A 19,489-nucleotide genomic window follows, 5' to 3' on the forward strand; every position below is an offset into this window, starting at 1 on the left:
CGCGTCGCGTCAATTATCCAAAAAGCTCCGCAGCTTCCGGCTTCGTGACGGATGCTTCAGCTTCCGCAGCGCCTTCGCCTCGATCTGGCGGATGCGCTCGCGCGTCACCGAGAACTGCTGGCCGACTTCTTCGAGCGTGTGATCGGTGTTCATGCCGATGCCAAAGCGCATGCGCAGCACGCGTTCCTCGCGCGGCGTCAGCGAGGAGAGAACGCGCGTCGTCGTCTCGCGCAGATTCGACTGGATCGCCGCCTCGATCGGCAGCACGGCGTTCTTATCTTCGATGAAATCCCCAAGATGCGAATCCTCCTCGTCGCCGATCGGCGTCTCGAGCGAGATCGGCTCCTTGGCGATTTTGAGGACCTTGCGCACTTTCTCGAGCGGCATGGCGAGCTTTTCGGAAAGCTCCTCGGGCGTCGGCTCGCGTCCGATCTCATGCAGCATCTGGCGCGAGGTGCGCACGATCTTGTTGATCGTCTCGATCATATGCACGGGAATGCGGATCGTGCGCGCCTGGTCGGCGATCGAGCGAGTGATCGCCTGACGAATCCACCATGTCGCATAGGTCGAGAATTTATAGCCGCGGCGATATTCGAATTTATCGACCGCCTTCATCAGGCCGATGTTGCCTTCCTGGATCAGGTCGAGGAATTGCAGGCCGCGGTTGGTGTATTTCTTGGCGATGGAGATCACGAGACGCAGATTCGCCTCGACCATTTCCTTTTTCGCCTGCCGGGCTTCGCGCTCGCCCTTCTGCACCATATGCACGATTTTGCGGAACTCGGAGATTTCCAGTCCCGTCTCGGTCGCAAGCGCGTGAATCTCGGTTCGCAGATCCTTGATGCGATCCTTGTCCGCGGCGACGAATTCCCTCCAGCCCTTGGAGCCAAGCTTGGCGACGCGCATGACCCATTTGGGGTCGAGCTCCGAGCCGTGGAACTTGTCGATGAAGTCTTCGCGCATCACGCCGTGGCTGTCGGCGAGCCGCAGGAGCTTCGTCTCATAGCCGATGAGTCGCTTGTTGATGTCGTAAAGCTGCTCGACCAGCGCTTCGATGCGGTTCTGGTTCAGCGACAGCGATTTGACGTCGGCGACGATTTCCTTCTTGAGCGTCTTGTATTTGCGCTCCTGAGCGGGGGTCAGGGTCTCGTTCTTGAGCTTGTTCTCGACGTTTTGATCCTGAAGTCGACGCAGCTTCTTATAGGCGTCGGCGATGCGCGCGAAGGTTTCGAGGACTTTCGGCTTCAGTTCCAATTCCATCGCCGAAAGCGACACGGAATTTTCCATGTCGTCTTCTTCCTCGAACGTTTCTTCGGCGGGCGGGACGTCCTCCTGCAGCCCGGCGGGCGGGGTGCGCGGCGCCGTCGCCGGCGCCAGGTCGGCCGCGGGCGCCGGCTCAGCGGTCTTTGCCGCCTTGCCCTCGGGCCCGGCGTAGGTCGCCTCGAGATCGATGATGTCGCGCAGCAGGACCTTGCCCGCTTCCAATTCCTCGCGCCAGATGATGATCGCCTGGAAGGTCAGCGGGCTCTCGCAGAGTCCGGCGATCATCGCCTCGCGCCCGGCCTCGATGCGCTTGGCGATGGCGATTTCGCCTTCTCGCGACAGGAGTTCGACCGAGCCCATCTCGCGCAGATACATGCGCACGGGGTCGTCGGTGCGATCGGCGGGTTCCGACGTGCGCGTCGCCACCGCGGTCGCGCGCGGGCTCTCGACGAGTTCGCCGCCTTCGGGTTCTTCCTCTTCGGCGGCTTGTTCCTCAGCCTCGACGTCGTCCGGATCGTCGCCTTCAGAGACGGTGATGCCCATTTCCGAGAGCATCGCGTAGACGTCCTCGATCTGATCCGACGACACTTCCTCGGACGGCAGCACCGCGTTCAGTTCGGCATAGGTGACAAAGCCGCGTTTTTTCGCGAGCTTGATCATCCGCTTGACGGCGGCGTCGTTGAGATCGAGAAGCGGTCCGTCGGAAGCCTCCGTCGCCGCTACGGTTTCGTTCTCGACCTTAGTTTCGTCTTTCTTCGCCATCCACAAGCTCCAAACGCCTCGCCCCGGATCGGCTCCCCGAACCAGGCAAGGCGCAAGTTTTCCAAAAATAGCCAGAGAGGCCGGCCCTCTCTACGCCAAAGCGCGGCAAGCGGACGAAAAAGCCCGGCCGACCGCACCAAACCCTCGCACCGCCCTCTAGCGGCGCGCTTTCCGTCCCCTCTTCACCCCCGCGCTAACTTCACAAGTTCCGCGACGGCCGGCCGGAAAGCGATCCATATCCTTCCACCGCAGCTTCTGCGCCATCTAGCGCCGACAACTGAGTCTGAATATCCTTCAGCCGCGCATTATTCCGCTCGTTGGGGTTCTCGGCTAGCAGAGCTTGCACCGTGCGCAACTCTCTATTTAACGCCAATGATCTGCGATGCAAGGCGAAAGCCTGTCGCAGGCTCTCGCCGGCGTCCGCCGCCGCCGCCTCGGGGCGCACGCTCCAGAGCGTCGAATGGGCGGCCATCGCCTCGAGCCGGGCGACCGTCCGCGCAAGTCCAAGCGACGCCAGAAACGGGTGAAGCTCAAGCTTATCGTCCGCGCTGCTTTCCGCGAATCGCAGGAGCGCGTCGCGCAAGTCGCGCGCGTCGGCGGACTCAAAATCAAGCGTGGCCAGATCCTCCGCGCGGGAGTCGATGAGATCTGGATGATTAATGAGAATCAGAAGGATAAGCGCCTCGCGCGGCGCAATCCCGGACTTAACGCCGCGAAACAGCGGCGAATTCGCCAGGCCTGGACCAATGGTCAAGGGGCCATCGTCGGACGCGCGCCGGCGACCGCTCGCGCCGCGCCGCGCCGCGTCCGGGCGTCGAAACTGCCCGCGTCGGTCGCGGCCGAAGAGGCGCTCCAGCCGCTGCGCCAGCTCCTGGAGGTAATGACGTCGCAGATCGTCATCGCCGATCTGACCGACAATCTCGCGCAGCCGCCGCTCGAGCGCGGCGCGGCGCTCGGGCGTGTCGAGCGTCGCCGCATCGGTCTCGCGCATCCACAGAAGATCGACGAGCGGCAGCGGGTGGTTCAGAGCTTCCGCGAGCGCCTCCGCGCCGCTTGAGCGCAGCAGTTCGTCAGGATCCTGGCCGTCCGGCAGAAGGACGAATCGCAGCGAGCGCCCGGGGCCAATCAGCGGCAGCGCCGTATCGACCGCCCGAAAGGCCGCTTTCAATCCGGCCTTGTCGCCGTCGAAGCAGAGGATCGGCTCCTCGGCCAGGCGCCAGAGCAGGGCGCATTGCTCCGGCGTCAGCGCCGTGCCCAGCGGGGCGACAGCGTTGGGGAAACCTGCGGCGGTCAGCGCGATAACGTCGACATAGCCCTCGACGGCGATCACCGCGCCGGTCTCATGCGCCGCCTTGCGGGCGTTGTGCAGATTGTAGAGCGTCGCGCCCTTGTGAAAGAGCGGCGTCTCGGGGGAGTTGAGATATTTGGCCTGGGCGTCCATCTCCAGCGCGCGTCCGCCAAAGGCGACGACCCGTCCGGCGCGGTCGCAGATCGGGAACATCACCCGATTGCGGAACCGATCATAGGGAACGGCGATATCCTCGCCATGGACGAGCAGGCCCGCCTCGATCATCGTTTCGACGCTCGCGCCCTTGGCGGCGAGGTGATCGCGCAGCGCATGACGCTCGGCCGGCGCAAAACCCAGACGGAATTTTTCGCGCGCGGCCAAGGCAATCTGTCTGCGGTCGAGATAGGCGCGCGCTTCGCGTCCCGCGGCGCCGGCGAGCTGCTTTTCGAAAAAGACCGCCGCCGCCTCCAGCGCCTCGCCAAGCGTCGCGCGCCGTCGGTCCTGTTCCTGCTGCTCTTTGGTCTCGACGGGCAGCGGCAGGCCGGCGAGCGCCGCCAGTCTCTCCACCGCCTCGGGGAAGGAGAGCCCCTCCGTCTCCATGACAAAATCGAAGATGTTGCCGTTCTTCCCGGCGGAGAAGTCGAACCAGCGCATCTTCTGGTCGTTGACGTAAAAGGAGGGGGTTTTTTCGGCGTTGAAGGGCGACAAGCCCCGCCACTCTCTGCCTTCCTTCCTGAGCTTGACCTTCTGGCGCACGACCTCGGAGACGGGCAGCCGCGCCCGTATCTCATCGAGGAAGGAAGGGGAAAAGCGCATCGGCTCTCCCTAGCACTCCTTTGCGGCAGGGAGCGAATTCACCGGGATCATTTGGTTCGCCCGCCCGACTCACGGCCAGATAGCGAAGGATAACGTTGAGATAGAAAATGACCGAAGCGGAAATTGACGCCGCCGTCGCAGCCGATCCCGATTGGGCGGAGTTCGAGACTATCGACTGGAGCCAGGCAGAAGTCGTCATGCCTCCCAGAAAACAGCCGATTTCGATTCGCCTCGATAAAGACCTGATCGATTATTTCAAGGCGCAAGGTCCGGGCTGTCAGCGGCGCATCAACGCCGTCCTGCGCAGCTATGTGAAGCAGCGCAGCGCGGGCTAAGGAGCTAGCCGGCACGACCCGCTGAAAGTCACGGGCGACCTTGGCGACCGGCTCGCAGACCTCTAACACCCGACGCGCCAATTCCGCTCGACCGAGCGGCGTCAAACGGTTCATTTCTTATGGATGTTCATCCGGACCTTCGGGAAAAGGTGAAGCTTCGCAACTCCATTTTCCTCGGTCCCGTCCGGATGGACCACATATTGCAATCTCACATCTAGCTTGAGTGATGCGTGTGATTTCCCCTCGGCTGTCGATCGACGTGAGGCGCTTCGCCTTGCTCGAGATCCGCCGGCAAGACGACGAGCTGCCCGTATCGAACGCCGCGCTCGCCGATCACATGGCCGGCGAAGTGCTCGACATCCGTCTTCTGGCCCTTAAGCAGCGACACTTCGAGACAGGTCGCCTCATCGATATGCACGTGCAGCGTCGCGATCGACATGTCGGCGTGAGAGTGATGATCATGCATCAGTTTTTTCGACAGCTGCCGCGTCTCGTGGTCGTAGACGTAAACGAGCGCCGCCATGCAGGGGCGGGCGCTGTCATCGGCTTCGGGCGTTTTGAGCAGCCCTGCGCGGACGAGATCGCGAACGGCCTCGGAGCGATTTCGATGGCCGCCTGCCTCCATATACTGATCGAGCGCGCTCATCAGCTCTTCGTCGATCGTTATCGTTACGCGCTGCATATGACGGCTCCGGCTGTTCGCGCCTCCGCCATGCGGTCCAACCCAGCACAAATCCGGTAGCGCGACCACTCGTTCATTACGCCAAGGCGCATAGGCCGCCAATAGTCTTCGTCGGCGCTCCGAAGCCGGGCGGCAGCCTCAGGAGTTTCGGCGGCCAACATGTTTCTTGATCGCGTGGCCTCGGATGCGGTTCACCGCCGTATCGCGCGTTCGCGAAGAGGCGATACGCCGGGTCGACTGGGCTAATATTCCGGCGAGCCGGTCCATGACGTTAACGATGTGATCTCTGAAGATGCGAGGTATGGCGGGCTCATGCGTAGCCGGCGTCATTCGATCGGCGTTCGTTGAGACATTCGGGCTCGCCATTTACCGGATGAGTATTGACCAGCGCGCGAGGAGCGCTATTGTCTGCATCCGTGCGGTTTTTGAGATTTTTTGGGAGGAGTCTATGGCGCGCTCATCGGACAACCCACAGAACAAACATCGAGGAAAGAAAGCCCTCGGCGTGATGGGGGTATCTTTGTCGCTCGCAGGCGCCGCCTGCGTTGATAGTTCTCCTGCTGAGGCGTCAACGGCTCCGACGACGAGCCGGACGCGCACAATCGACCTCCGCGAACAGGAAGTGTTCGACGTGGGGCTGAATTCGTTCCGCCTTTTCGATCGCGAAGAAGCGCCGGCCGTGAAGACCGAGCAGGTCGCATGGTGGGTTGGTTGCCGCGGCTGTCGTGGCTGTGGCTGTCGCGGCTGCGGCGGATGCCGTGGCTGTGGCTGTCGCGGCTGCGGCTGCCGTGGTTGCGGGTGACGCACCGCTGCACATTTGACGGCTGAGTCGGTTCCGATAGGCCATCGGCGCTTCGGCCCGATGGCCATGGGCCGAAGCGAGGCGTGCAGTCAGGTCGTGCGGAACATTTACATAATGTTCCGCGCGGATCTGTGAGTCTACGTTCGTCTCTCGGATTCCTGAATCGAACAAATCTCGTCGCTCCTGGGCGCGACGAGACGGGGGCGCGCGACAGCCAAATGACAATTGACGTATCTAAACCGCTTGCGCCGAAGCCGGTTTCACAAGAGCGGTTAGGCGACGTCCTTCGATTTTCGCCCAATTTTTCTGTCTATGTCCTGCCGCCTGACGCGGTCTGTCTTTATTCGGAGGACAGAAAGTTTTTTCTTCGTGGCGCGCTCTATTGCGCGCTGGCCGAGCGGATCGGCGCCGGAGAGGGCGCCGACGCCATACGCAAGGCGCTCTCCGCCGAGTTTTCCCTCGACTCAATCGACGAGGCGTTCAAGCGACTGCTCGATCGCCGCTTCGTCGTCCCGATGGACGCATCCGATGGCGTTGCGGCGGCCTACTGGGCGAGTCTCGGCCTGCCGCCCGACGTCGCCGCGAAAAATCTGCAGAAGGTCTCTGTTCAGATCGAAGCCATCGGGATCGGCGGCGCGCGGGCGCTGGAGGAGGCCCTGGGCGTTTTCGGCGTTAAGGTCGTGAAACGCGGCGGCGATCTGACCATCGCGCTCGTCGGCGATTATCTCGAAAGCCAGCTCGCGGAGTTCAACCGCCGGCGGCTCGAGAAAAAGCAGGACTGGATGCTGGTGCAGCCTTCCGGCGTTTTCCCGCTGGTCGGCCCAATCTTCAGCCCGGGCAAGAGCGCCTGCTGGAGATGCCTCGCCGATCGCATGAACTGGAATCGACAGGTCAAGGCGTTCTTGGGCCGCAAGGAGGCGCGCTGCGTCGCTGTCTCGCCGCTTGGCGCCCATCCGCTCGGCCTGAGCGGCGCTGGCCTCGCCGCCGCGGAGATCGCCAAGGCGATCGCCAGCGACTTCCGCACCGATCTGCACCAGCATATCGTGAGCCTGGATCTGATGGGCTCGACCGTCGCCCGCCATTATGTGCCGGCTCGGCCGCAATGCCCAAGCTGCGGCGACCCCGAGCTGCGCGATCCCGCGCGAGCGCCCACGCCCATCCCGCTGCATGCCGGCAGCGCGAGCGTTGTGACGAGCGGGGGCTACAGATCGGTCGCGCCGGGCGACACTCTTGCTCGCAATCGCAAGCATGTGAGCCCGCTGACTGGCGTCGTATCGCATCTCGATCGGATCAAGAGCCAACAGCCGCTCGACGCGAGCTTTGTCGCCAGACATAATTTTTCGCCGCGCCCCGAAACCGTCGACGCCCTTCAGACCGGGCTGAGTGGAGACAGCTACGGCAAGGGCAGCGTCGCTGAACAGGGCGAAGCCAGCGCGCTGATGGAGGCGATCGAGCGCTACTGCGGGATTTTCCAGGGCGACGAGATCAGGACCGTCCGACGATTCGCGGATTTCCCGGCCGGCGAGGCGATCCTGCCCAACGACATCCTGCTCTATAGTGACGCGCAATATGAGCAGAGCGCGAAAAGCGGCGGCTGCGGCGAGGGCGCACAGCGCTTCGATCCCGCCGCGGAGACGGAATGGTCGCCAGTGTGGTCGCTGCGCGACGAGGGCTTCAAATACGTTCCCACCGGCCTTCTGTATTTCTTTCACGAGTCCGGCTGCGCCAATCAGATCAGCGCCGATTCGAACGGTTGCGCGGCGGGCAATACGATCGAGGAGGCCATCATTCAGGGTTTCCTCGAACTCGTTGAGCGGGACGCATATGCGATCTGGTGGTACAACCGTTCGCGTCGTCCAGAGATCGATCTCGATAAGCTTGGCGACAGCTATGTGCGCGACCTTCGCGCCGTTTTCGCCAAGATGGGCCGAGACATCTGGGCGCTGGACGTAACGAGCGATCTTGGCATTCCCGTCGTCGTCGCCGTCGCCCATTGGATCGAGGACGGACGGGAATATATCGAAGTCGCGGCGGGCGCGCATTTCGATCCAAGGATCGCGACGCTGCGCGCGATGACCGAGCTCAACCAGTTTCTTGCCATCGAGAGCCTCGGCGGCCGCCCCGAGCCCGGGCCCGACGACGATTATGGAAGCGACCCTCTGCCGTTGCGCAAGCACGCCTATCTGCGGCCGCAGGGCAAGGCGTCTTTCGGGCGGTCGCGGTTCAAGAATTTCGCCCAACTCGACGGCCGCGACCAGGTGCTGGCCTGCGTCAAGCTCGCCGCGCGGGCTGGACATGATTTTCTCGTCCTCGATCAGACGCGTCCGGATATTGATGTGCCGGTGGTCCGGGTGATCGTTCCGGGACTTCGGCATTTCTATCGCCGCTTCGGCCCCGGCCGTCTCTACGACGTGCCCATCGCGCTGGGTCTGCGCAAGCGGCCAGTGCGCGAAGCCGATGTCAACCCTTTGTTCCCCCGCACCTAAGTTGCTTAGCGAAACCTCCCAACCGCCCGCGCCGCCGGCACGGCTCTTCGCGCGACTCAATCCGGGCGTCACGCTCGAACGCGACGCCACGGGCGGCGTCTCCGCCCTTTTCGACGGTCGGGCCGTGGAGTTCGGAAAGTTTGCCGCCGATGTCACCGAGCGCGCCGCCGACTTCGAGACCGGCGTGGCGTTCGATGGGGAGCGGGACGGGGAGATGGGCGAACTCGTCCGGAGGCTGGCGCTTTACGGACTCGTTGAATACCGCCTGGCTCGCGGGCCGAGCGGTCCCGATCTCATCGTCGTCGAGCCGCAGATGCGCGATTACGCGCCACGGATAATCGAGATCGACGAGGATCGCCCGCTCGCGCTGTCGCGCTTTGCCTATATGCGGCGGCGCGGCGCCGACCTGGTGCTCGAATCGCCGCGCGCCATGGCGCTCTTCCGACTGTGCGACCCAAGCGTTACAGCAATGATCGCTCATCTGTCGGAGGCCCGCACGGTAAAAGAGCTCCGCGATTCAGCCGACTTTCCGGGCGTCGAGCTGCTGGCGCTGCTCCTCGATGGCCAGATTCTGTTCACGCCCGGTCGCGATGCCGACAAAGCGCTGCGCGCAGCCGAAGGCGACGGCGATCTCGTTCTATGGGACTTCCACGATCTGCTGTTCCACACCCGCAGCACCGATGGACGGCACGCCAATCCCTCCGGCGGCCTCTACGCCTACGCGGATCTCGCAGCGCCGCCGCCCGCGGTGCGGCCGAGCTGGCCGGGGCCGGCGATCGACCTGAAGACGCTTGAGACGCCGCCGCCTTCGGCCTTTGCGACATTGCTGCGGCGCCGACGCTCGACCCGCGCCTTCGATGAGCGGCGCCCGATCACGCTGGCGGAGGTGGCGCGGCTTCTCGACGGCGCCGCAAGAATCATATCGCGAGAGCGCGCGCCCGACGATGGCCAGGATGAGCCGGAGTTGGAGATCGCCCCTCGTCCCTATCCGTCGGGCGGCGCGAGCTACGAACTCGAGCTCTATCTCGCCGTCGATCGATGTGAGGGCTTGGCGCGCGGCTTTTATCATTACGACGCCAGCCGCCACGCTCTTGTTTTGATCGAGACGAATGCGCATTGGCTTACGGCGATGCTGGAGGACGCGCAATTCGCCATGGGCGCGCCGGCGGTCCCGCAAATCCTCATTACGATGGCGGCGCGGTTCGGCCGCGTGTCCTGGAAATACAGCGGCTTCGCCTATGCGCTTGTTCTGAAACATGTCGGCGTGGTGATGCAGACGCTCTATCTGATGGCCGCGGAGATGGAGATCGGCGCCTGTGCGATTGGCGTCGGCGACATCGACCTCTTCGCCAAAATGACGGGCCTCGCGTTTCACGTCGAAGGGTCGGTCGGCCAGATCGCGATCGGACGCGGCGTTCAAAGCGATTCAACGCCCGTCGCCGATTGACGGCGCGTCGCCAGCGCGACTGACAGATCGACGGTCAGGGAACGTCCAATGACTGGCGCAGCACGACGCGATGTTTTGATCGCAGCAGCGACAACCGCTCTGGCGGCCGCGACCGCCCCATGGTCGCGCGGGGCGTTGGCGCAGAAGACCCATTCCCTTCCCGCATCGGAGTGGGATTACTGCACGATTAAAGATCTCCTGGCCGCATTGCGGGCGCGAAAGATTTCCGCGCTGGAGCTCACGGATCGCACGATCGCGCGCATCGAGACGGCGGACCGGCGCGTCAATGCCGTCGTCGCCCGAGACTTCGAACGCGCGCGCGAGGCGGCCAAGGCGGCCGATGTCGCGCTGTCTCGCGGCGGAACGGGCGCCTTGCTTGGCGTCCCGATGACGGTGAAAGAATCCTTCGATATTGCTGGACTGCCGACGACTTGGGGCGACCCGCAGTTCAAGCGCTTCATGCCGCAAGAAGACGCCTTGGTCGTCGCGCGCTTGAAGAATGCGGGCGCCGTCATCCTCGGCAAGACCAATGTGCCGCTAATGCTGAGCGATTGGCAGACCTACAACGACATCTATGGCACAACCAACAACCCTTGGAGTCTTCGGCTCACGCCAGGCGGATCCTCGGGCGGCTCGGCGGCGGCGCTTGCTTGCGGTTTCGGACCGCTGTCGATCGGCTCGGACCGCGGCGGTTCGTTGCGCGCGCCAGCGCATTATTGCGGCGTCTATGCTCACAAGCCGACATCGGGTCTTGTGCCTAATCGCGGACTGACCCCGCCGGGCGCGCCGCCCTTGCCGCGCCATTGCGATCTCGGGGTCATCGGTCCAATGGCCAGAAGCGCTGCGGACCTCGCGCTTGCGCTCGATGTGATCGCCGGGCCGGACGAGGAACGCGCCGGCGCCGGCTACCGGCTGGCTCTGCCCTCCGCCCGGCACGATAACCTCAAGGACTTCCGCGTTCTCGTCATCGACACGCATCCGCTTGGCCGTACCGCGAGCGTGGTGAGGGCGGCGCTGGGTCGATTGTCGGAGCGGCTCGTCCGTGCGGGGGCCAAACTCGCGCATGCGAGTCCCTTACTGCCCGACCTTGCCGAATCGGCGCGTCTCTATGTTCGGCTGTTGTCCGCATTTTGGGGCGCGGATTTGCGGCCCAGCGTCTATGCCAGGCTTCGCAGCGCGGCCGCAGCGCTGTCGCCCCGGAACCGGAGCCTCGCGGCCGAACGTACGCGCGGCGCGGTCATCAGCCATCGGGATTGGCTCGCCGCCGACGGGGCGCGGAGCGAGCTTCAGGAGCGCTGGCGTGAGCTCTTTCGCGACTGGGACGTCGTGCTCTGCCCGGCGATGCCGACGCCCGCTTTTCCACACGACCATTCGCCGATCGAGTCGCGACGCATCGAGATCGACGGCCGATCCTACGCCTACCTCGACGCCCAGATTGTGTGGGCGGAGCTTGCCACGACCCCCGGCCTCCCGGCGACCGTGGCGCCGATCGATCGAACCGAGACCGGCTTGCCGATCGGCGTGCAGATCATAGGACCTTACCTCGAAGATCGCACCACGATCGGCTTCGCCGAACTCCTCGAGCGGGAGTTCGGCGGTTTTGCGCCTCCGCCGGACTTGTGCGTAAATCATTAGCGCGTCCGCAACGCCGCCATCCGCGCGCTTCGTTCCCAACTGGCGCATCGCCGGCGCTATTCTCTCCGGCGGCGATGGAAACGCCTGACCGCGGGATCAAGCCGCGCCGTCACTGACGACCGCCACAGAGCGCCAGCCGAAGCCGCGCACGACGTTGGCTGTCGGCGAGCGGCGTCAGGTGGCCTCCATCACTCCAAGAACAGCGCTGACCTTCTGCGCCAACTGCTCGATCGAGAATGGCTTTGGCAGGAAATTTACGCCGCGATCGAGCACGCCGTTATGAATCACGGCGTTCCGCGAGAAGCCGGTTGTAAACACCACCTTCAGATCGGGGCGACGGCGCAGCGCCTCTTCCGCGAGTGCGCGACCGTTCATGTCCGGCATGACGATGTCGGTGAATAGCAAATCGATGTGAGGATTGGCGTTTATAAGCGCAAGCGCCTCGGCGGCGCTTCCCGCAGCGAGCACGCTATACCCCAAATCCTTGAACATCGCGACGGCGACGCTCCGCATCCGATCCTCGTCTTCGACGACGAGGATGAGCATCTCCGGTGAACCCCTCAAGGCCGCTTGAATTTCGTTTGCCTGGTGGCTTTGAGCGGCGACTTCTCCCTCGCCAACGAAACGCGGCAGATAAATCTTCACCGTCGTGCCCTGGCCAGGCTCCGAATAGATTTTGATGTGCCCGCCCGACTGCTTGACGAAGCCGAACACTTGACTGAGGCCGAGCCCCGTTCCCTTGCCAGGGCCTTTGGTTGTGAAGAATGGCTCAAAGGCTTTGGCGATAACCTCCGGCGGCATGCCGGTTCCAGTATCGCTGACGGCGACCAATACGTATTGACCCTCCTTCACTTCGGCGTGTTCCCGCGCGTAGTGGTCGTCGATATAGGCGTTCGAGGTCTCAATCGTCACCTTGCCTTCATCGTTCACCGCATCGCGGGCGTTGACGGCCAAATTCAAAATCGCGCTCTCGAGTTGGTTGGGGTCGACGTGGATCCGCCAGACCCCGCTTGCGAGAACCGTCTCGACGTTGACGGATTCGCCAAGCGTGCGTCGGATCATCTCCGCCATCCCGCCCACCAACTTATTGGCGTCGACGGTCTGGGGCGCGAGCGGCTGCTGACGCGAAAAGGCCAGTAGGCGATGAGTTAAGGCTGCGGCGCGATCAACGCATTCCATGGCCTTATCGATCAAGCTATCCTTGTCGATCTCGCCGCGCGCTATCTTGCGCTTTACGAGGTTAAGACATCCACCGATGACGGCAAGCATATTGTTGAAGTCATGCGCCAGACCGCCCGTAAGCTGACCGACGGCTTGCATCTTTTGAGACTGCCTGAGCTGGCCCTCCACGCGCTCCCGGCGCTCGCTTTCCTCGGCCGCCTGCTTGAGCGCAATTCGAAGCGCGACATTGGCTGTCTGAAGTTCGACAACCTGCCTCTGTCGGTCCTTGAGGGTCGCCCAACCCAGGAGAGCCGCTGACAGGAGAGCGCCTGCAACGCCAATCTGCGTCAACGTCAGCGTCCAGCGCATTTCGGCGTTTCTCGTCGTCAAGAGCCGATCTTCTTCGGTGAGCATTTCGCCGATAACGCTTCGCGCCTGATCCATGAGACGTTTACCGTCTTTAAGACGATCGGCGAAAGTCGCGTCCGGCGTGGCTCCGCGTTCTTGAATGTGTTTTTGTAATGCAGCTAGTCGGTCTGCGACGACGGAACGCAGACGTTTCACTCGTTGCATCTGCTCTTCGTTGTCGAAGATAGCCTGCTCTAAGGCGCCCAAACGCTCGCCAATGGTTCGATCGGCGTTATGGAAGGGCTCCAAAAACGCTTCGGTGCCCGTCAGCAAGAACCCTCGCTGGCCGGTTTCCGCATCCTGCAGGGTGGAGAGAGTTTGCAGAAGCGCCGAGCGCACAAAGAGCGTGTGCTCGACCGATGTTTGCGCCGCCACCTCTTTTTGAAGCGAGATGGCGGCGCCACCGATCGCCGCGACAAGAAATCCGAAGATGGCCCATGACATGGCCTTTTTCGGAACCGTAACCGTTACTGTCATTTGCATGACCTGGGCAAAAGGCGACCCGATCAGATTTACACGAGAGTGGTGTCTGTCAACCTCTTGCTGCAGATTCCCCGCCATCGGCCTTCCGCATCGAACACGCGCGAAAGGGACGGCGCCCACGTTCATTTCGAGGATAAGCCGGCGCGCCGCTCGCGCGCACAATGACGGCGCAATGTCACGACCGCCGTCGCGGAATGTCTCGAGCGGAAGTTCGGCGGTTTCGCGCCTCCGCCGGGTTACGCGACGGGCGGCATATCACGGCCCCGACAGAACGCTATGCGCTCCAGATGCTTCAATTTAAGCTCGAACCGTTTCAGCATTTTGCGCGGGAATGGTGTGGCTCGTTTTGTCCCAATTCAACGGTTCTCCGCGCACTTTGTGGCGCCAAACGAAAATATAGAGGGCGCGCAATGCCGCAGAGAAATTTATAAGGTTCGAAAAAACGACTCTCGGCGCCGCCATCAACCCTTGGCCGAACCCATAAATTACTTTCGTAAAGATCATGCGCTGAACGAGCCGGTTGATGAGCAAGATGATGTTGATGAAAAACAGCAGCCGCAGGGTCGGGTTGAGCATTGCGTAGCCGGCGATAAGCCATTCTTCGCTGAATGTTCCAAGGACAAGGATCGCGATAGCGTTGAAAGCCAGGAAATAGGCGACGACGGCGATGATGCCGGACAGGATGCCCTTGCGATCGCGCAGAAAAAAGATTCTCTCGGTAAGCGTGTTCCCCCAGCCGAGCTTCGCGGCTCCCTGGAAGCCGATTCCCAGAAGCCAGCGCGCGCGCTGGCGGTAGGCGGCTCGGTAGTCGCTCGGAAAATTTTCTCTCGTCGCGATCGCGAGCGGCGCTGCGATCCGTTGCACCTGATCGGTCCCGAGCGGAATATCGAGCGTATAGGGGGCCTCATTGAGAACGAACGCGGACGTCAGGCCAAGCGATTTCATGGCGAAGGCGACGTCGTAGTCCTCCGTCAAAGCGATGGGGTCGAACACCTCGCCCCGACGCCAGGACTTCAGAGCTTCGATCGCTTTCCGGCTGAAACAGGCGGCCACGCCGGCGCACGGAACAACGCCTGTAAGACGCTGCCGGACAAACAGGTCCTTATTATGAAACTCCGCGAATTCATCCATATAGGTGCCCGCGGTCATCTGAAGGAGCGAGCGCCTGAAGGAATATACCGGGATCTGGATGAAATCGAAGGTGGCGAGGAGCGCGCTGAACAGCGGAAATTCCAGCGGATGAATCACATCCTCGCTGTCGTGGAGCACAAATCCCTCAAACTTTATGTTCGAGGCTTTCTCATATTCGCCGATTTTCGCGATGATCGCATTGAGACAATCGGCTTTCGTTGTCGGCCCGTCGTGCGGGCCGACGACAAGACGGACATTTTCCGGAAGTTCCGCCGCCGCCCTCAGCACTTCCAGCTGAGTCGCGGCATCATTGGGATAGGCGCCAACAAAAAAGACCGTCGTCGCGGAATGGACGGCGTTGGTCTTCAACATTTCGTAGATGACAGCCTCTTCGCGCCAGGCCGGCACCATGATCGCGAGGGGGCGTTGCGGCTGTTCAATCAGCGCCTGTTCAGAAAGCTGAAATCGTTCGGCGCGGATCCGTCCTGACAATCTCATAAGCCAGTAAACGACGTCGATGAAGACATCGTCGAGGCTGTAAAGAATAATGGCGACGCCAAAAACAAGGAAAAGTCCCACCAGCGCGTCGACGTAGGCGACGGTGGCGTCGGTCAGGTCAAAAAACATCAGTCGTCCTTAAGCTCTTCAGCCTCGCGTGTTCGGCAGATTGAGCGCGCGTCGGACTTTTTGTTTGTGCGCCTTGCCGCTAAGGGTCGGCACGGCGAAGCGCTGAAGCGGCCTAGGCCGCTGACAATGCTGGAATCGCGCGCACCAGACGCGCACGCATCGCGGCGACGATCCGCTTCGCCGCCTGGCCATCGCCATAAGGGAAAACCGGGACAGACATGCGGGCGTAGAGCGCCGGGTCGTCGCACAGCTGAGAGATCGCGCTCGACACCGCGGCGGAGTTTGTGCCGACCACGCGAACCGCTCCGGCGCGAACCGCCTCAGGCCGTTCGGTGGTGTTCCTCAGCACGAGGACGGGCTTTCCCAGCGCGGGCGCTTCCTCCTGGAGGCCGCCGCTGTCGGTGACGACAATCCAGCATCTCTTCAGCGCCGCGACCATGTCGCCATAGTCGATCGCATCCGTAACCACGATGCGCGGATGGCCGCCAAGAATCCGGCGCGCCGGCTCATGAGCGTTCGGATTGGGATGGCTGACGAAAAACAACCCGAGGTCGTCATGCCGGTCGACCGCCGCCCTTATGCCCCGCAGCGCGTTTTCAATGGGCGCCCCGAAGCTCTCCCGCCTGTGCGCCGTTGCGAGAATGACTCGCGGCAAATTCGGAAACCCCTTCGGGGCAGGCAATTTGTGCGCCGCCGTCTGCAGCAAGGCGTCAATGCCTGTATTGCCAGTGACGAGACAGTCGCCAGGAACGACGCCTTCACGCAGGAGATTATTGAGCGACGCTGAGGTCGGAGCGAAATGCATGGCCGCAGTCAGTCCGGCGATTCGCCTGTTGAGCTCTTCCGGATAGGGGTCGTTGAGCTTTCCCGTGCGGAGCCCCGCCTCTATGTGCATGAAGGGCACGCTCTTGTGAAATGCGGCGAGCGACACGACCGCAACCGACGTCGTGTCGCCCTGGGCGATGACGCAGTCAGGTCGAACTTCGTCGATCACGCGATCCATCTCGGCGATCACCTTGCCGAACAGCTCATTCAGCGAGCCGTTTCGACGTTCGAGGTCCAGCCGGCGCGAAGGAACCACGCCAAAATCCTTTAGGGCTCCTTCGACGACATCAGCGTGCTGGCCGGTCGTCACCACGTAGGGAAATGCCCAATCCGAACGATTGAGTTCGGCGATGACGGGGCCCATCTTGATGGCTTCGGGTCGTGTCCCAACGATGCATAAACAGCAAAGTTTTGATTTAGTTAGGCGACTTTCGGCTTTCATGAGGTTTGTCAACGCGTTCATCTCAGCTCTGCTCAGGGATGCCAGTTTAGTGGCCTGTATAAATTAGAAGTTCTGAGCTGTCGAATGAACTTTTCGACATCTTAGCGGCCTGTAAAAAAAGCTATTCCGATAAAGGAGATAGATAAACCCAGCACCATCAGTGCGACGGCTCCAGCCGCGCCAAAAAAGAACGCTCCGATGAAGCCGGCGAGGGATATCAATGTAAACAGCACGAGGATTAACACCATAAGTTGCATTTTGCTTCTGCTCCTGCATGTGCGGCGAGGTTGGGTTCCGTGTACAAACCTTCTGGGCGTCCCATGGGCGTAAGTATAGATTTTAAATTCAATTTCTAGTGCGAAGCAAAACATGGGAATGCGGCGACCTTGCGAAGAGCCATCGCCCCGGAGTTCGAGGCGCGCCCGCCCGATTTTGCTTCATGTGCGGTTATAGGTTAGCAAAAACAATATGTTTCGTTCCTGATTCGCGTGACGCGCGTTCGAAGATTCCGATGTCGGAATCTCGGCTTTTTGCAACGCAGATGGAGCGCAATCGTGCGGCGGGTTTTTCGAAGGCCTTGCGCAACAATCCTATTTTTGGCGCTGGCGCTGGCGTCCGCGACGCCAATCGCAGCTCGCGCTGGCGACAATGACGGCGTTCGCGAGGAGCCGCGGCCAGGCCAGCCCGGCTACCAAGAGCTTGCCTTGGCGTTCGCGCGTCTGGCCAAGGGCGATTACGATGGCGCCCTCAAATACGCGCAGCGGGCGCGAAGCCTTGCGCCCGCATACGAGATGCCCGTCCGCCTGCTGGCCGACATTCTGAACAAATCGGGACGAACCAGCGAGGCGGTTGACGTCATTAACGCCTTTGTCGCCAGCCATAAGCATTCGATGGCGTTGATCGCTCAGCGCGGTCATCTGCGCAAGCGACTCATGGACGTCGCCGGCGCCGAGGCGGATCTGCGCAGCGCACGAGACAGCGGCGCGCTGACCCAAGAGCAGGCCGCCGCAGTCGACGTCGCGCTCTTCGATCTTGCAATGAGCGCCGCATATAAGGACTTCAACGAGTCTCGGCTGAATGAAGCCATAGAGAAGGCGCGAGCGGCGCACGAACTCGATAAAAAAGCGGAAGCTCCCGTCGGGCTTATCGCCGAAGCCTATAGCCGCCAGAGCCGGGCGCAGGCGGCCCTCGACGAGCTGAATCGCTATATCTCGCAGAATAAGGCGAGCGGGCGTCTTCTCGCCCAGCGCGGCTATTTGCGTCGCGCCATGCAGGACTTGAAAGGCGCGGCGGCGGATTTCGAAGCCGCGCTCGCCGCGCCCGACATTGAGCCAAGCCAAACGTCGCCATTGCGCAACGCGCTCGCGGAAGCTGTCAAGGCTGAGCATGATAGCATTATGCAAGCCGAACTCGCGGAGGTTTACGCAGCGATCGCGAAACGCGATTACGCTCGCGCGGTGAAGGCGGCGCGCGCCCTGCGCGCCAAATACCCAAACGCCGAAGCGCCGCTATTTGCGCTCATGACGGCGTTGACCAAATCACGGCAGGTTAAAGCAGCGGTAAAAGAAGCGGATGCGTTCATCAAGGACAATACGCCGAGTTCGACGTTGCTCGCGCAGCGCGGATACAGCCGGCGCACGATTGGAGACCTGCCCGGCGCCATTGCGGATTTCCGGGCCGCGCTCGCGCAGCCGGCCCTCGAGCCCGCGCAAGTGAAGAGGCTAAAACTCGCGCTTGCGGAGGCGGAACGCGCCAATGAACCCGGCGCTTCGCCGGTCGGCGCGCAGGCGACGCCCCTGCAGCAAGCGCTCAACAGCGGCTATGACGCGCTAAAAGCGGGGCGGCCGGACGAGGCCGTGCGTGCGGCGAGAGAGGCGCATAGTCTCGATCCCAAAGCGGAGGAGCCTGTTCTCCTCCTCTTGACGGCGCTTCTTCGCCAAGGGTGCAAGGCTGAGGCGCTTGCGGAAGCGAACCGCTACCTTGCGTCTGTCCCGCAAAGCCCGAGGGTTCTTGCACAGCGCGGGTTCATGCGTCGTCAGGCCAAGGATGTGAGCGGCGCCGTCACAGACTTCGAGCAGGCCTTGAAATATGGACTTCCGGCCGATCAGAAGCTCAACGTCACGCGGGCGCTTGACGAGGCGCGCTACACGCTCGTCGCTGAAAAGGCCTTCAAGGCTCTGGCCGCTCGCGATTGGGTGAGCGCGTTGCGTTATGGCAGGGCGGCAGAGGCTTTCCCCCGAGCCGACGAGGCCGTTTTTCGCGTGACGATCGCCGCGCTTGCAGGGCTTGGCCATACGGATGAGGCCCTACGGGCGTCAAACGCGCTCATCGCGCGGGGCAAGGCCACGGGCCAAGCCTATGCGCAAAGGGCCTATCTTCGTAAAACGCTCGGAGACGCCGCTGGCGCGCTTGCGGACTTTGTAAAAGCGCTTGACCGGGGAGATTTGCCTTCAGCGCAAAGGGTGGCGGTCGAACTCGAAATCGCTACCGCCAGGTCGTCTGCATACGAAAAGCAGGAAGATCTGACGCGCGCGCGCGCTGAGCTCGTCAACTTCACGCACACGCATCCTGACTATGCTGCCGGATGGTCGACGCTTGGCCAATTTTATGCGCGTCAGAAGGAATATGCCGACGCCCTCGAGGCCTTTGAGAATAGCCTCGCGGTCGAGCGGAGCGGCGAAGTGTTGCTGAACGCTGGCTATGCGAGCGTCTATGTCGATCGCGCAAAAGAGTCACAGTTCTTTCGGGAAGCGCTGAGCTATGCGCGATTTTGGGTGACGGGGTGAATCAAGCGGCGGATTTGTGATCGCGCGCGATTTCGATTCCGTCACGGAACTTTACACCGCTGACGATCTTGGGCAACAGCTTTTGTCCTTGCAGTCGTCGCCAGCTTTTC

The 19,489-nt window shown here is 62.2% G+C and carries 13 protein-coding genes; 6 read left to right on the forward strand and 7 right to left on the reverse strand.

The window, feature by feature from the left end:
• Positions 1-9: 9 nt before the first annotated feature.
• Both rpoD and dnaG read right to left on the reverse strand, forming a co-directional pair.
• On the reverse strand, positions 10-2,025 hold the full coding sequence (gene rpoD / locus ACR65T_RS16305; RefSeq protein WP_434497476.1) for an RNA polymerase sigma factor RpoD: 2,016 nt from the start codon (positions 2,023-2,025) through the stop codon (positions 10-12).
• A 199-nt stretch (positions 2,026-2,224) separates the two neighbouring features.
• Positions 2,225-4,129 carry a DNA primase gene (gene dnaG, locus ACR65T_RS16310; protein ID WP_434497477.1) on the reverse strand — a complete coding sequence of 635 codons (1,905 nt, stop codon included), beginning with the start codon at positions 4,127-4,129 and terminating at the stop codon, positions 2,225-2,227.
• Between the two features lie 107 nt (positions 4,130-4,236).
• Here dnaG and ACR65T_RS16315 point away from each other — a divergent pair, with 107 nt between their 5' ends.
• The gene (locus ACR65T_RS16315; RefSeq protein WP_434497478.1) at positions 4,237-4,464 is read left to right on the forward strand and encodes a BrnA antitoxin family protein; all 228 of its coding nucleotides are present in this window, start codon (positions 4,237-4,239) and stop codon (positions 4,462-4,464) included.
• Between the two features lie 214 nt (positions 4,465-4,678).
• On the opposite strand, the gene nikR is transcribed toward ACR65T_RS16315, so the two are convergent.
• A complete protein-coding gene (gene nikR, locus ACR65T_RS16320; RefSeq protein ID WP_434497479.1) occupies positions 4,679-5,146 on the reverse strand; it encodes a nickel-responsive transcriptional regulator NikR in 468 nt (155 codons plus the stop codon).
• A gap of 699 nt (positions 5,147-5,845) precedes the next feature.
• Between nikR and ACR65T_RS16325 the strand changes: the two genes are divergently transcribed.
• The 4 genes from ACR65T_RS16325 to ACR65T_RS16340 all read left to right on the forward strand — a co-directional run bounded on the left by ACR65T_RS16325 (position 5,846) and on the right by ACR65T_RS16340 (position 11,516).
• Positions 5,846-5,974, forward strand: a complete 129-nt coding sequence (locus ACR65T_RS16325) for a hypothetical protein (protein ID WP_434497480.1) — start codon at positions 5,846-5,848, stop codon at positions 5,972-5,974.
• Positions 5,975-6,166: 192 nt separating this feature from the next.
• Complete coding sequence (locus ACR65T_RS16330) at positions 6,167-8,434, forward strand: TOMM precursor leader peptide-binding protein (protein ID WP_434497481.1); 2,268 nt, start codon at positions 6,167-6,169, stop codon at positions 8,432-8,434.
• Between the two features lies 1 nt (position 8,435).
• The gene (locus ACR65T_RS16335) at positions 8,436-9,881 is read left to right on the forward strand and encodes a SagB/ThcOx family dehydrogenase (RefSeq protein ID WP_434497482.1); all 1,446 of its coding nucleotides are present in this window, start codon (positions 8,436-8,438) and stop codon (positions 9,879-9,881) included.
• Between the two features lie 48 nt (positions 9,882-9,929).
• On the forward strand, positions 9,930-11,516 hold the full coding sequence (locus ACR65T_RS16340) for an amidase (RefSeq protein WP_434497483.1): 1,587 nt from the start codon (positions 9,930-9,932) through the stop codon (positions 11,514-11,516).
• Between the two features lie 174 nt (positions 11,517-11,690).
• On the opposite strand, the gene ACR65T_RS16345 is transcribed toward ACR65T_RS16340, so the two are convergent.
• The 4 genes from ACR65T_RS16345 to ACR65T_RS16360 all read right to left on the reverse strand — a co-directional run bounded on the left by ACR65T_RS16345 (position 11,691) and on the right by ACR65T_RS16360 (position 16,850).
• A complete protein-coding gene (locus ACR65T_RS16345; protein WP_434497492.1) occupies positions 11,691-13,568 on the reverse strand; it encodes a CHASE3 domain-containing protein in 1,878 nt (625 codons plus the stop codon).
• 297 nt (positions 13,569-13,865) lie between these two features.
• A complete protein-coding gene (locus ACR65T_RS16350) occupies positions 13,866-15,326 on the reverse strand; it encodes a glycosyl transferase family protein (protein ID WP_434497484.1) in 1,461 nt (486 codons plus the stop codon).
• Between the two features lie 112 nt (positions 15,327-15,438).
• Complete coding sequence (gene wecB, locus ACR65T_RS16355) at positions 15,439-16,614, reverse strand: non-hydrolyzing UDP-N-acetylglucosamine 2-epimerase (RefSeq protein ID WP_434497485.1); 1,176 nt, start codon at positions 16,612-16,614, stop codon at positions 15,439-15,441.
• An 80-nt stretch (positions 16,615-16,694) separates the two neighbouring features.
• A complete protein-coding gene (locus tag ACR65T_RS16360) occupies positions 16,695-16,850 on the reverse strand; it encodes a hypothetical protein (RefSeq protein ID WP_434497486.1) in 156 nt (51 codons plus the stop codon).
• 447 nt (positions 16,851-17,297) lie between these two features.
• On the opposite strand from ACR65T_RS16360, the gene ACR65T_RS16365 reads away from it, so the two are divergent.
• On the forward strand, positions 17,298-19,379 hold the full coding sequence (locus ACR65T_RS16365; RefSeq protein ID WP_434497487.1) for a tetratricopeptide repeat protein: 2,082 nt from the start codon (positions 17,298-17,300) through the stop codon (positions 19,377-19,379).
• Positions 19,380-19,489 lie beyond the last annotated feature (110 nt).

This window comes from Methylocystis sp. (assembly GCF_051061285.1).
Classification (GTDB): Bacteria; Pseudomonadota; Alphaproteobacteria; order Rhizobiales; family Beijerinckiaceae; genus Methylocystis.